Raw genomic sequence first — 13,883 nt, 5'->3', positions numbered from 1 at the left:
CCAAACTACGATAATTGTAAAATATCTCATTATTACAAATACACAAGAGTGGGGAATATCTACTCTTGTTTTCTTTTGATTTTTCCTTTTATTGATTTTCAGTTGTTAATACATGTAAACTCTTAAAAGGATAATTTTTATACCCCTTTGTAATAACGGAATATAACTCATTATTAAATAATACTAGGCTTACTGACATTTTCTCATTGGGAGTTAAATATCCAAAATCCTTTTTTTGACTTCCATTAAATGAAAAATTAATATAACTTCCTTTGAAAACGATTTCTGTAAACCTACTTTCGATTTTTTGTAGCTCTGTCCCCATCAAATAATATTTAGTATTTTTTATACGGAATGGAAAATCGTAAAAACTGAAATATTGCCCTATCTGAACATTTACATCGGGTGGAAAAGGAGTTATTTCATAATTGATTGTAAAATCTTTCTCTGATTTATCAATGGTAAAGTGATTATTATTAAGTTTACCAAGTTTTGTTACTATCACATAATTTTTATTGTTAACTATAGCTTCAAAACCAATACATTTTTTATTATAATTAAAGTTTTTAATATATTTTACATTTATATTACGATTATTTAGCAAGTCCTCTAAAGTAAAATCTGGCGTGGACTTGTTAATTACTAATTTGTTTTCATATTTTGAGAAGAGTAACGTTCTGTAAACAAGATATACTATAATAGATAATGCTATTATGGCATATAAAAATAAAAGTTTCTTTTTCATTGCTGCTTATTGTCGCTTATCAGATAATGTAAATTCTTAAAATCACTGTTTTTATATGTCTTCGTATTAATAGCATATAAGTCATGCTTATATACAATAAAACTTAACGACATTTCTTCGTTTGATGTTACATAACCAAAATCTCTTCTGTTTTGATTATTAAATGAAAAGTCTATAAAATTACCTTTGAAAATAATTTCTGTGAAACCATTGTTAAATCTTGCTTGTTCTTTTCCTTCTATGTAGTATTCTATATTTTTTATATGAAATGGATAATAATAAAATCCAAAGAATCTGCTGACATTTTCTTCAATATCAATAGGTGGAAAACCAATTATTTCACTGTTTCTTTCAAAACCTTTAGAGGATTTTGTTAGTATTAATTTACTATTTTCAATCTTACCTAATTTTGTAGCGGTAACATAATATTTGTTACTTATTATTGCATTAAATCCTATACTTTTTTTATCATAAGTAAAGCTATTAAGATAAATAATTTTCATACTATCGTTATTCAATAGCATTTCTAATGTTACTTCTGGTTTGGAATTATTAACTTTTAGTCTGTCGTTATTTTCCGAAAACAAAAATGTTCTGTAAATCAGATAGCATACTACGATTAATCCGATAAAACAGTATACTAATAAAAGTTTCTTTCTCATAATTTGTTTATTTACAATACTATTCGATTATCTAAAATTGTACCTGAATTAAGAGCGGGATTTATAATTGTTGGTGGTACCAATCTATATAAAAGATAAGTTGCAACAGCCATTGCAGCAGTACCCGGTTTTATCCCATACGAATTAATACTTGTTGTATTATTATCCATTTTCTGCCCGAAGTTTAATGAAAGGTCACTGTTAATAATATCAAAAGAGAGGGTTCCTGAACCTCCAAATGAGTAGTCACCAATACTTACCATAAATCCATTAGTATCATATCCGGCAGTAAGCTCATTATACATATTAAGAAAAGATAAGTTTAATTGCATAGATATTAAATTATTGCTGACTCCTGTACTGATATTTGTAACACGTCGGTAATCTACATTTGATATTCCTGCATTTCCTTTGGTGTGATATACTGTATTTTCTGCTTTTAAAAAAGGATTTTCATCAAGAAGATTGGTAACTTTTGCAAATGTTGTTGTTTTAGTGCTACTATTTAATTTTAACATATTAAATGAACCAAGAAACCCTTTATCTTCTTGCCCGAAATCTGTCCACCAGCGTAATATCCCATCGATATTTGTTAATCCACCCGTTCCCCCAGCAGAAAGAGCCTGCATAATATCTTTAAAGGCTTGCGAATCTACAAAAGCTCCCCCAGGTGAGAGTGCATCTCCAGAACCATCTCCACCACCTGCATCAGCTTGGAATCGGGTTCTAGCGGTACTAATATAATTAATAGAGTCCTCGAACCATGAAACGCCATTTATCGTCGTCATCGGATCAAAATCCCAGCGCATAATTCCTCCGGCACTGTAAATCATGGATTTTCTTCCATCCGGATCTATGAACATCACCGGGTTATTAAAGGCATAATTGTAAGGAGAATATCTCCTCATCTCTTCTGCCAACGGATCGATCACACCCCATCTTCCAATATCACTCATGTACATTCTTGCTCCGTAGTCGTTCCAGCCGGTTTCTGTCTGGAATTCCTTGCCATTATATTGGTATTTGTAGGACGAATTGCTGACCGAGAGAATATTGATATCTTGCCTCATCCCGAAAGCATAATAATTGTTTTCTTCAAGAACTTCTGCGCTGCCACTGGTCGTATTTCTGTAATAGCTCAGGGCGTACTGAACTGCGTTCGTAGTCTTCGTAAAAGCTTCTCTTTTACTCGTCTATCCAGATGGTCGGTATAGCTGTAAATATACTTACTTTTTATGAAATCATAATAATCTTCGGATGTAAGAAACATTCCTTGATTGCTTTTTTTACAATATTTTTAAAGTAGCATTAGTACAAATTCTTATATCACCGACTTTGATACACGATGAATGACCTTCAGTCATTTAAGAATATTTTTATGGGCAAAAATAAACAAGAGTAGGGAATACCTACTCTTGTTTTCTATTAATGTATTTTTTTATTTTTACTGATTTTCAACAGGTTAATGGTTGGGAATTATACTGTCACTAACTTTGATCGCGACCTAAAATAATCTAAGTACACCCAGGTTGTGGCAGGAAAGAAGCTAATTAACTCTCATTTATTCTCCATATTTTCAACTTGCTCTTTGTTCATTGCTCTTTGCTTGAAAATTCTTTCTCTACTAATATTACTCTCATAGATAAATAGACCAAGAGTGAATAATACTATAATAAAAAAATATAAATAATACTTCTTATGATAATCAGTATATTCATTAAAATCCTCAAAACCTTCTTTATACAGATAGTAAGCGATAATAATGCCGATGACAACACAAACAATTACGTATGGCTTTCCTGAAAGCGTAGTGTAGTTAACATCGTAATATTGACAAAACAAATCGTAAATAGTTGTTGTCAAAACAGAAATTATAACTACAAAAACACAAAATGTAGAAAATTTAGTTAAACTTTTTCCTAATTTTTCTGATTTATCATAGTACATATAAATATGATAAAAAAGTAATCTTATAAATCTAATCATCTTAAAATGCGGGTTTACCATCGTTATAATACGTTTCATAAATCGCCATTGCGGCAAAATAACCTAAGGATACCCAAGCTGTGGCTGGAAAGAAACCGGCAACTCCCATTACCCCATCAACAACTGCTCTCATTCCTGAGATATTACCTTCTCTATATTGGTAGGCTGTATTTAATAAACCAACAGCCCCAACAACTTTTCCAGCAATACCAAAAACTTTTGATGCATTTCCCAATGCCTTAGCAGAGGCAGGTAGTTTTGTGCTTATGGTCTCTGCAAAGACCTTGCTTTTTGTTATACTGGATGGCGCATTCCAATTTGCCAATCCTTTTTCAGCTATTGTAGACCCAGCCTGTATGATACCAGCTATGGAAGTAAATTTCCCTGGATTGTTTTGGACCCAGTTAAAACTCGTTTTTACAGCATCAGGTCCAGAGTTATACCAATTTTCACCAGCATCCCAATTAGTATTATCACCATAAGATTTCAACTTCAACATATTGAAAGATCCAATTAATCCTTTATCCTCCTGTCCAAAATCTGTCCACCAGCGTAATATCCCATCGATATTTGTTAATCCACCCGTTCCGCCAGCAGAAATGGCCTCCATGACATCTCTAAAGGCTTGCGAATCTACAAAAGCTCCCCCAGGTGAGAGTGCATCTCCAGAACCATCTCCACCACCTGCATCAGCTTGAAATCTGGATCTGCCTGAACTAATATAATTAATAGAATCCTCGAACCATGAAATACCATTTATTGTCGTCATCGGATCAAAATCCCAGCGCATAATTCCCCCGGCACTGTAAATCATGGATCTTCTTCCATCCGGATCTATGATCATCACCGGGTTATTAAAGGCATAATTGTACGGAGAATATCTTCTCATCTGCTCTGCCAAAGGATGGATCACGCCCCATCTTCCGATATCAGACATATACATCCTTGCTCCATAATCATTCCAGCCTGTCTCAGTCTGGAGTTCTTTACCATTATACTGGTATTTATAAGACGAATTACTTGCTGAAAGAATATTGATATCCTGCTTCATCCCGAAAGCATAGTAATTGTTTTCCTCAAGAACTTCTGCGCTGCCGTTGGCTGTATTTCTGAAATAGTTCAGCCGTACTAAACTGCGTTCGTAGTCTTCGTAAAAGCTTTTCTTTTACTCGTCTATCCAAATGGTCAGTATAGCTGTAAATATACTGTCTTTTTTAAATTGTAATAGCCTTCGAAGGCCAATAGCTTTGATACACAAGGAATGATCTTCAATCATTTAAAAATGTTTTTATCTACAAAAATATACAAGAGCAGGCAATGCCCACTCTTGTGTAATTTTTATTGATTTTCAATAGGTTAATGATTGGGAATTATGCCATCACTAATTCTGATACATTAACTCCAAGTTTTACAAACCATTACCTTCTGTAAAATCTCTTTTTAATTTATTTTTAAAATCTTCAAAGTTAGAATGAAAAAAATACGGAGGAGATGTAGAAAAACGAAATATCAACTCATCCATAAAAAAAGCCACTCTTTCCCAACAATTATCTTCATATTCATCATAATTATATTTGTGATGAATATTTTTGCTAAATTCCACAAAGTCTTCTTCAATCAAATGATATTTATTTTTATAAAAGTTTATATATCCAAATATTGAAAAAAAGAAATCTCTATATTGATCCAGAGTTAATTTAGAGAGATTTTCTGGATTGAATTCTATATACAATTTTTCTAAAATTTTTCTAATAATGATATTTTTTTCTTCCATATTTTAATTATTTTACAGGTTGCCAAGCTGGAGCAGTACTTTGAATTAATGCTCTAAATGCACCTACAGTCATAGGAACTGCAGGACGTATTTGTCCATAATTTGGAATATTAGCATTTGGAACAGGTACTCCTATTAGTCCATAAGATATTAAAGAGCTTGCCGGTATTCTAAAAAGTGTTCCTTTCCCTCCGGAAAAATCAGGAACATTAGGTGGTATTACATTACCATAGCCTGCAGTTACAGATAACCCATTTTCAAAAAGATTTGTTATTCTACTAGAGTTAGGAAGGTTATTAATATCCCTATCTCTTAGTCCAAGTTTATCTAAACCAGTTCCAACCATAGGTAGACCGTTTACATTTCTCATAATTCTATATAAATATAAATTATTTTGAGGTCTATCAGCTGGTATATCCGTTGCTTCTGTAAGTGGTATATCATATCCACGCGCATGAGAGCTATCACCATTTAACATTAGTGGTAAAGTCCATATTCCGAATCTAGATAATCCTGCTAGTTCACCCAATACTCCTCTAATTGATGCCCATGTTCCTGCCGAAGCTCCTCCTCCTGTGGGGAAAGTTAGAGTACCTGTATATGCCATTGCTACGGTATCCCAATTTTTCATGGAATCCTCAAAAGCCTCGAATATTTCCTTCCCCCAGTTAGAATGATTACCCGATAGAACAACTTCTTGTATTAAATATTCACCAAGGCCATCACTGCTTCCATTAATGGCAGCACTAGAGGGCTCGGGTTTATCGTCAGAATAATCGCCGCTTCCACCATAATACCATTGGTTGGGTAATGAACTTCGGAGATAGGGACTTCTTCCTACGTCATTAAAAGGTGTACCATATAAGCTGGTAAGAGGGTCAAATTCAAGATTAAAAGCAGAGTTCGGACCATAGAATTCTAATGGGTTATGCGGTTTCCTTCCGTCCGGATCTATAAAGATCACCGGGTTATTAAAAGCATAATTGTACGGAGAATATCTTCTCATCTGCTCTGCCAACGGATCAATGACGCCCCATCTTCCGATATCAGACATATACATCCTTGCTCCATAATCATTCCAACCTGTCTCAGTCTGGAGTTCTTTACCGTTATATTGGTAATTATAGGCTGGGTTTACCGCTAATGCATTATTCCAATCATGCTTCATCCCGAAAGCATAATAATTGTTTTCTTCAAGAACTTCTGCGCTGCCACTGGTTGTATTCCTGAAATAGTTCAAACTTACTGAACTGCGTTCGTAGCCTTCGTAAAAGCTTCTCTTTTACTCGTCTATCCAAATGGTCGGTATAGCTGTAAATATATTGATTATTTTCAAAATTGTAATAGCCTTCGAAGGCCAATAACTTTGATACAGGAGGAATGATCTTCAATCATTTAAGAATGTTTTTTATCGACAAAAATAAACAAGAGTAGGGAATGCCTACTCTTATTTTCTGTTAATTTGTTTTTAATGTTTATTGATTTCTAATAGGTTATTTATTAAGAATTATCCATCACTAACCTTTTATACGTGATCAGCTAATAAGAGTTTGCCGTATTTGGCAACCTATTTAGCTAGAGTTATTCCCCACTTTTTCAACATATAATCACCAAAAGAGGTTTCCCAAAATCTTGGAGGTGAACAGAATCCAATTAATTCAGAAAGAATAAGTTGTATTCTTTCTTCATAAACTGTATTTTTTTCATAATAATCATAATATTCAATATGCTTGTTATCTATAAAATTTTTTAAATCTTCATTAAGACTCAAACCTCTATCTTTTAGTTCTTTTACTTTTGAAAAAAAATCTAATATTAATATTTTAAAATCTTCATTGCTTAATGATGAAACGGTTTCAAAGTCTAGTGCTTTAAAAAAAATATTTAATTGATTTATCATTTTATTGGTTTCCATAATGGTGCAGTTGCTTGTACTCTTAGTCTAAATTGTTGTAATGTCATTCTGCCTATTGGTGTTATATTAGCATGGTCTACAGCATCGATATTTATTCCTAAACCTGACATAAAAACATCTGTAGCTTTTATTCTAAATAAAGTTGTTTTACCTGGATTGGCAAATGGTGTTTGAGGAATAAAGTTTCCATATCCAGGTGTTACTGACATCCCTTGTCCAGATGAGCCAAATACATATTCTGAATCGGTAACATTCGGTAAAAAATCAGTTGATCTTACACCTAATGTATTTAAAGAATTTCCTAATTCTGGCATTCCCACTATACTTCTCATGTTTCTATATAAATACAAATTACTCTGAGGTTCATCAGTTGTTCCTGTCAAAGGAATATCATAGCCTCGCGCATGAGAACTGTCACCATTTAAGATTAGTGGTAAAGCCCATAAACCAGCTCTAAGTCCTAATGCCAGTCTGCCCGATAATCCTCTAATTGATCCCCAGGTTCCTGCTGAAGCTCCTCCACCTGTGGGTAAAGTTAAAGTACCAGTATATGCCATTGCGCTGGTATTAGACCACCAGTTAGTATTATTCCAGTTACTCATAGAAGCTTCAAAAGCTTCTAATATCTCTTTTCCCCAGACAGAATGATTACTCGATAGAACAACTTCTTGAATTAAAATTTCTGGAAGATTATCACTGCTTTCATTACCGGCAACGCTGGCAGGGCTGGCTGCTTCATCAGAACTATCACCACTTCCACCATAATACCATTGATTGGGTAATGAACTTCGGAGATAGGGACTTCTCCCTACGTCATTAAATGGTGTACCATATAAGCTGGTAAGAGGGTCAAATTCAAAATTAAAAGCAGAATTAGGACCATAAAACTCTAATGGATTATGCGGTTTCCTTCCATCTGGGTCTATAAAATTGACAGGATTATTCAACGCATAATTGTACGGAGAATATCTCCTCATCTGTTCTGCCAGTGGATCGATCACGCCCCATCTTCCGATATCACTCATGTACATCCTTGCTCCATAGTCATTCCAACCGGTTTCAGTCTGGAGTTCCTTACCGTTGTATTGGTACTTGTAGGAAGAATTGCTTGCTGAAAGAATATTGATATCATGTCGCAATCCAAACGGATAGTAATTATTTTCTTCAAGAACTTCTGCGCTGCCACTGGCTGTATTTCTGAAATAGCTCAGGCGTATTGAACTGCGTTCGTAGCCTTCGTAAAAGCTTCTCTTTCACTCGTCTATCCAAATGGTCTGTATAGCTGTAAATATATTGATTATTTTCAAAATTGTAATAGCCTTCGGAGGGCAATAACTTTGATACATGAGGAATGATATTTAATCATTTAGGAATGTTTTTATCGACAAAAATAAACAAGAGTAGGGAATACCTACTCTTATTTTCTATTGATGTATTTTAAATTTTGTTGATTTTCAATAAATTAATGATTGGGAATTATGCCGTCACTAACTTTGATACACGACCAAAGTTGTCTGTATCGGTTAATACGAAGCTCTCCTCCATTTATGAAATATCATTAATTATAATATTTAATTCCTCATTATTAACAAATGTCTCATCGATCATTTTTAAAAGTTTATCTAGCAAGAATACTAAACGCCCTATTTCAGACATTCTATAATTGATTTTATAAGTTGTTGTATTTAGATTAACTTTTTCATATCGAGTAGAATGTTTTTGAAATTCTTTTTCGCTAGGTTCTTTATACCATTTTTCCAATATTTCATTTAAATAATTTTCTAAAATATTATATAAATCCTTTATTTTATCTTTTGAAAGTGTATAATTTTTTAATTTATTTTCGTCTTCTATGAAAAACATTAAAAAATGTGAAAATAAATAATATGATAAATTAGAATCTACTATTATTTCCGAGTTTTTATTTTTTAAAATTATTTTTTTCATTTTGGTAATATATGATTAACTATTTGACCTTGTGAGTTATATACCTGGAGATGAGCCTTGGAAACATTGATGTTTATAGCTTTAAAAATATCTAAGTACATATTTGCTGCATTAGTACTAGGAGCGTAATGACCAGATAGGTTATTAATACCTACAATATTACCATTTCTCATCTTTAATTCGCCAGCTGCTAATACATCGGCTCCTTGCGACAAAAATGTATGTTTTCTACCTAATAATGTTTCTCCAGATTGAGTTATAACAAAATCAAACATTCCTGCGGCCTGAGTATTACCATTCATTATGACTTGTCCATTAGTTATGGAACCTAATAATTTTCCTTCAGTACTTACAGGTAATGTATTTTTTAGTAATCCTTTCTCCGCTGCTAACAATTTAAGTGCATCATCACCATTTTTAGTCATTACCATTAGTGGTAATGCTGCCAAATTCATGGCTTTATTATCAGAAGATGAAAGAGCCATACCTATACCTTCCCAAATTGCAAAAGGATCACCAGGACTACCCATCATTTTTATTGGCCCATCGTTCCTTACCCAGACCATAGGGTCAGTTTGACGATTCCATCGTATCATCGAAGCTTCAAAGGCCTCAAGTATTTCTTTTCCCTAAAGAGAATGATTACCTGATAGAACTATCTCTTGAATTAAAATTTCTAGAAGATTATCACTACTTCCATTACTGGCAGCACTAGCAGGCTGCGGTTTATCATAAGCTCTATCATTTACTGGCTTAGCTTACAAATAAAACCAAGGCATCTAATAACAATGCCCTGATTTTAATTTCTTAATTATTAAAATGTATTTTTTAATGTGCCTATATAAAGACTTAAGATTAGAAATCCAAAAAATGAAATGACAGCATAAGCAATTACTAGAATGTCAGCTATTATTTTTTTTGTCTTACTAAAATCTTTTACTTTATCTTTAATTTCTTCATAGGAAGTAAATTTCCAATATCTCAAGCTTATTAATAAAATAATTGGTAAACAATAAATTATTACAATATATTTATTCGAAGGCAAGGTGTTCATATCATAAAAATGATTTAAAAACATCAATATAAATATCAAATTAAATGAAAGTAAGGAACAAACTCCTATAATTCCTGAAGCTTTATGAGTTCCATCTTTTTCAAAATGATAATAAAAGTTGGTAATTTGATAATATAAATAATCAGTAAGTATCATATATAATATTTAATAGCCCATGGCCGCATTAAATTTTCGTTGTTCTTCTGCTCTCACACCATCGTTATAGTATTTATTCACCGCTCCTTCAATATGTTGTCCAATATCTTTGCCGGTAGCTAAGGTAACAATAAAATTTGCTGTAAAATAAGTTCCAGCTATCGCCTGTCCCCAGCCTGTTGGTGAAACAGCTAATACAGACATAACAAGATCTAATGAATTAGATGTATTTACTCCATTAATACTCATATCGACCCCAGCTAACCCTATGCCAATACCCCCTAAAACTTTTCCTGCAATTTTAGTTCCTGCAGCGAATCTTTGTGCTTTTACAGCACTTATTTCTATCAATGGAACATATATTTTTTGTGAACCTAATATTTTTGGAAGTGCTTGTTCAAAAACTAAATTAGTAGTAGAATAAGCTTCTCCGGCACCATATAATAAAGCTCTGTCAGCAGCAGGTTGTAAAAGATATTTATTGATAGAAAAAGCATTTCCAGACCAGGTTCTAAATCCTTGAGAAGTTTTATGCCAATCAATATCCCAATTTTTCATAGAATCCTCGAAAGCCTCTAATATCTCTTTCCCCCAGTTAGAATGATTACCTGATAGAACAACTTCTTGTATTAAATATTCACCAAGGCCATCACTGCTTCCAGTACTGGTTGCACCAGCGGGCTCCGGTTTATCATCGGAATAATCACCGCTTCCGCCATAATACCATTGATTGGGTAATGAACTTCGAAGATAGGGACTTCTTCCTACGTCATTAAATGGTGTGCCATATAAGCTGGTAAGAGGGTCAAATTCAAGATTAAAAGCAGAGTTCGGACCATAGAATTCTAATGGGTTATGCGGTTTCCTTCCATCCGGATCTATGAACATCACCGGGTTATTAAAGGCATAATTGTACGGAGAATATCTTCTCATCTGCTCTGCCAACGGATCAATGACGCCCCATCTTCCGATATCAGACATATACATCCTTGCTCCATAATCATTCCAACCTGTCTCAGTCTGGAGTTCTTTACCGTTATATTGGTAATTATAGGCTGGGTTTACCGCTAATGCATTATTCCAATCATGCTTCATCCCGAAAGCATAATAATTGTTTTCTTCAAGAACTTCTGCGCTGCCACTGGTCGTATTTCTGTAATAGCTCAGGCGGATATTTCCCAGATGGTCGGTATAGCTGTAAATATACTTATTTTTTACAAAATCGTAATAACCTTCTGAAGTAGGAATAAAGTCTAAAGAAACGGCTCCCAGATAATTAATCGTATACTGGAAACTATCTAAATAATCTGTAGTCGTTGCACGCTCTGATTTAAATTTTGTAGCGTAAATGGTATATTTTTTTCGAAGCTTGGTCCCATCTGCACGGTAAATATACTCGGTTCTTACATTTCTTGTTTCATCTTCTCCGGTCGCCGGGTTTCGGATAAGATAGGTAGCGTTAAACTTTATATTTTCCGGAAGATTCAGGTAATTGTACTGTATGTTTACAATGCCTTTATCTTCATGGCTCGTCATATTGCCATTGTCATCATAGGAGATCAGATTCCCGGAAGTATCCGGATAACCGGCATAATTGGCAGAATGATCTGCGACCGTCAGAAGTTTGTTGGCATCATAGATGTATATAAGATCATCAATCTGCTCTTTCATACCGGAAAATCCTTTGGTGTTTCGCTGTAATGCCAGAATATTACCACCCAGATCATAGGTAAGCTCTTCGTTATAAAAACCATTCTGCGGGACCGAAGCGTTCGGTTCGGAGTAAGTCGCTTTTTGTAGCCTGCTCAGCCCGTCATACTGGTAGGTATATCTCTTCAAAACACTGTCAGATGACGTTCGCCAGTCAATCTCTGTGATTGTTCCATTGTATTTTGCGGAAGCAACAGCTGGTGTATTGGTTTTGATTTCATAGGCAAAAAGTTTCCCGTTCAAATTGGAAGGATCATTGATCTTTTTCAGTCCGCCTCTTACATCATAAGTGTAATCGATACTCTGGAGGTTGTTCCCTGTTTTTTTATTGACCAGCTGCGAAAGCTCATTATATGTATTTTCTGCCAGAAGTTCCTGCGCATTACTGCCGACCTGGTGGTATTGTTTTTTGAGTCTTCCCTGGTCATCATATTCAAACGTCTGGGTAATCTGTTTTTCAGTATCGGCCGCGAGTCTTTTGTGGTAGGCTTTGGTCTGTTTTACCCATCCTGCAAAGTTGATCTCCGATTCGGTACGGGTATAGCCCCCAAGATGGTTGATGGCATAAGTGGCAACTGATCTCCCTTTGGTGTCATACCAGACATAGCTTTTGGTCCAGTTGTTATCTTCAATATTTTTTACCAGGCTCAGGGTCGGCAGGTTTTTCGTACTTATTGGCGAATTGGAGGCATTCGTCATTATTTCCTGGCCGAATACGGACGTCGGGAAAGAAGGGTTGAAGCTATAGGAAGGGTAGGTGTCATAATAATTTACCGATAATACCGTGATCGCTCCTGCAGGAAAAGCATTTTGGGTATAATAAACCGCCATTCCGTTGGTGGTGAACGATGAGGTACTTCTTGTCTCGTTGTTTTCCGCATTGACGGTAAGGTTGTTCACATTGTTCTGCAGGGTTGCCCTGGAATCGGTGCTCGGGAAAAAACCGGTGTAGACGGTCCTTCCGAACTTGTCATATTTATTAACCATCCAGCCTTTTGCCCTAAACGTATTGTCTGTGGTTCTCAGGTTGGCATCCTGGCTCATGATCGGCCGGTCCTGCTGGTCATAGATGATGTATTCCCAGCCTTTTCCCGGAACTTTCTTCTCTACCAGGCGGTTCCATCCGTCATACCGGTACTGGTAACAGAGCTTGTCGTAGGTCGCCTGGTTCATCGGCGCATTCACGGCTAGCGGAGGGATCAAAAAAGCGAGCTGGTTGTATTCGTTGTACACATAGTAGGTATCGGTTTCCTCATCCGTTCCGACTCCTTTCTTTACAAGCACCACCTGGCCGGCTTTATTTTTATATTCAACGGTTTTGTTGCCGTCTCCATCGGTTACTGAAGTTTTAACGAGGGTATTGGCAGGATAAAACCCTGGCGATGAAAGCACATCATCCGTCCTGCCTTCCGTCCAGCCGGTGGTTACCGTATATTTTTTTACCTCATTGGCTTTATTGGCATAATAACCCATGGTTACGGGATGGTTCTGCCATTCCTGCCCTGAAGGGATGCTGCTGAGCGGACGGCCTAATGGAGATTTTTCCAGCACGCTATGTGAAAAAGGACGGCTGTCCCCATATACGGATACGGCAGCGTTTTTAACGGCACTGCTGTCCTGAAGCGCCCCTCCCAGGGAGATCATCGGAACAGGATTCCAGCTGTCGACACTTCTTCCGAAGCGGTCATAGGGAATATGCTGCACCATATCTTTTCCCGTAGGACTCGATTTGATGCTGACCGTCTGGAACGGCTTTCCGAAGCTGTCGAAATACTGTACCGTTTCGGAGGTTTTGGTGCAGTCGCCGGTCAGGCAGGTTTTGGTGTAGATGTAGTGCTGGGTATCGGTAAGATTCGTTTGGGCGGAGACACAGATGACCAGTAAGGTCCCCAGTATATTTAGAAATTTTTTCATTCTTTTATCATTTTAAAAAT

Annotated in this window: 12 protein-coding genes and 1 pseudogene; all 13 read right to left on the bottom strand. The window is 35.6% G+C overall.

Annotation, left to right across the window (positions count from 1 at the left end; translation table 11 throughout):
• Positions 1-88: 88 nt before the first annotated feature.
• The 13 genes and pseudogenes from AC0N32_RS16475 to AC0N32_RS16415 all read right to left on the bottom strand — a co-directional run bounded on the left by AC0N32_RS16475 (position 89) and on the right by AC0N32_RS16415 (position 13,863).
• On the bottom strand, positions 89-745 hold the full coding sequence (locus AC0N32_RS16475; RefSeq protein WP_476394932.1) for a hypothetical protein: 657 nt from the start codon (positions 743-745) through the stop codon (positions 89-91).
• The gene (locus tag AC0N32_RS16470) at positions 742-1,407 is read right to left on the bottom strand and encodes a hypothetical protein (protein ID WP_476394931.1); all 666 of its coding nucleotides are present in this window, start codon (positions 1,405-1,407) and stop codon (positions 742-744) included. The genes AC0N32_RS16475 and AC0N32_RS16470 overlap by 4 nt, the downstream gene beginning before the upstream one ends.
• Before the next feature lie 11 nt (positions 1,408-1,418).
• The gene (locus tag AC0N32_RS16465) at positions 1,419-2,477 is read right to left on the bottom strand and encodes an RHS repeat-associated core domain-containing protein (protein WP_476394930.1); all 1,059 of its coding nucleotides are present in this window, start codon (positions 2,475-2,477) and stop codon (positions 1,419-1,421) included.
• 487 nt (positions 2,478-2,964) lie between these two features.
• A complete protein-coding gene (locus AC0N32_RS16460; protein WP_476394929.1) occupies positions 2,965-3,354 on the bottom strand; it encodes a hypothetical protein in 390 nt (129 codons plus the stop codon).
• A 40-nt stretch (positions 3,355-3,394) separates the two neighbouring features.
• Positions 3,395-4,444 (bottom strand): RHS repeat-associated core domain-containing protein, encoded by a 1,050-nt coding sequence (locus AC0N32_RS16455; protein ID WP_476394928.1) that lies wholly within the window; start codon positions 4,442-4,444, stop codon positions 3,395-3,397.
• A gap of 357 nt (positions 4,445-4,801) precedes the next feature.
• A complete protein-coding gene (locus AC0N32_RS16450; RefSeq protein ID WP_476394927.1) occupies positions 4,802-5,167 on the bottom strand; it encodes a hypothetical protein in 366 nt (121 codons plus the stop codon).
• Between the two features lie 7 nt (positions 5,168-5,174).
• A complete protein-coding gene (locus AC0N32_RS16445) occupies positions 5,175-6,407 on the bottom strand; it encodes an RHS repeat domain-containing protein (RefSeq protein ID WP_476394926.1) in 1,233 nt (410 codons plus the stop codon).
• Between the two features lie 327 nt (positions 6,408-6,734).
• Positions 6,735-7,082, bottom strand: a complete 348-nt coding sequence (locus AC0N32_RS16440) for a hypothetical protein (protein ID WP_476394925.1) — start codon at positions 7,080-7,082, stop codon at positions 6,735-6,737.
• 908 nt (positions 7,083-7,990) lie between these two features.
• Positions 7,991-8,408, bottom strand: a pseudogene (locus AC0N32_RS16435) (RHS repeat-associated core domain-containing protein); the annotation flags it as partial.
• 219 nt (positions 8,409-8,627) lie between these two features.
• Positions 8,628-9,029, bottom strand: coding sequence for a hypothetical protein (locus AC0N32_RS16430; RefSeq protein WP_476394924.1), 402 nt, complete (start codon positions 9,027-9,029; stop codon positions 8,628-8,630).
• On the bottom strand, positions 9,026-9,562 hold the full coding sequence (locus AC0N32_RS16425) for a hypothetical protein (RefSeq protein ID WP_476394923.1): 537 nt from the start codon (positions 9,560-9,562) through the stop codon (positions 9,026-9,028). The genes AC0N32_RS16430 and AC0N32_RS16425 overlap by 4 nt, the downstream gene beginning before the upstream one ends.
• Before the next feature lie 281 nt (positions 9,563-9,843).
• Positions 9,844-10,239 (bottom strand): hypothetical protein, encoded by a 396-nt coding sequence (locus AC0N32_RS16420; RefSeq protein WP_476394922.1) that lies wholly within the window; start codon positions 10,237-10,239, stop codon positions 9,844-9,846.
• Positions 10,240-10,248: 9 nt separating this feature from the next.
• Positions 10,249-13,863, bottom strand: coding sequence for a DUF6443 domain-containing protein (locus AC0N32_RS16415; protein WP_476394921.1), 3,615 nt, complete (start codon positions 13,861-13,863; stop codon positions 10,249-10,251).
• Positions 13,864-13,883 lie beyond the last annotated feature (20 nt).

Source organism: Chryseobacterium endophyticum, assembly GCF_056333165.1.
This window is presented reverse-complemented; position numbering and strand designations above follow the sequence as displayed.

Coding starts and splice junctions, on each gene's coding strand:
- AC0N32_RS16475 (WP_476394932.1), bottom strand. CDS start 745: ATGAAAAAGAAACTTTTATTTTTATATGCCATAATAGCATTATCTATT.
- AC0N32_RS16470 (WP_476394931.1), bottom strand. CDS start 1,407: ATGAGAAAGAAACTTTTATTAGTATACTGTTTTATCGGATTAATCGTA.
- AC0N32_RS16465 (WP_476394930.1), bottom strand. CDS start 2,477: ATGAGGCAAGATATCAATATTCTCTCGGTCAGCAATTCGTCCTACAAA.
- AC0N32_RS16460 (WP_476394929.1), bottom strand. CDS start 3,354: ATGTACTATGATAAATCAGAAAAATTAGGAAAAAGTTTAACTAAATTT.
- AC0N32_RS16455 (WP_476394928.1), bottom strand. CDS start 4,444: ATGAAGCAGGATATCAATATTCTTTCAGCAAGTAATTCGTCTTATAAA.
- AC0N32_RS16450 (WP_476394927.1), bottom strand. CDS start 5,167: ATGGAAGAAAAAAATATCATTATTAGAAAAATTTTAGAAAAATTGTAT.
- AC0N32_RS16440 (WP_476394925.1), bottom strand. CDS start 7,082: ATGGAAACCAATAAAATGATAAATCAATTAAATATTTTTTTTAAAGCA.
- AC0N32_RS16430 (WP_476394924.1), bottom strand. CDS start 9,029: ATGAAAAAAATAATTTTAAAAAATAAAAACTCGGAAATAATAGTAGAT.
- AC0N32_RS16425 (WP_476394923.1), bottom strand. CDS start 9,562: ATGATGGGTAGTCCTGGTGATCCTTTTGCAATTTGGGAAGGTATAGGT.
- AC0N32_RS16420 (WP_476394922.1), bottom strand. CDS start 10,239: ATGATACTTACTGATTATTTATATTATCAAATTACCAACTTTTATTAT.
- AC0N32_RS16415 (WP_476394921.1), bottom strand. CDS start 13,863: ATGAAAAAATTTCTAAATATACTGGGGACCTTACTGGTCATCTGTGTC.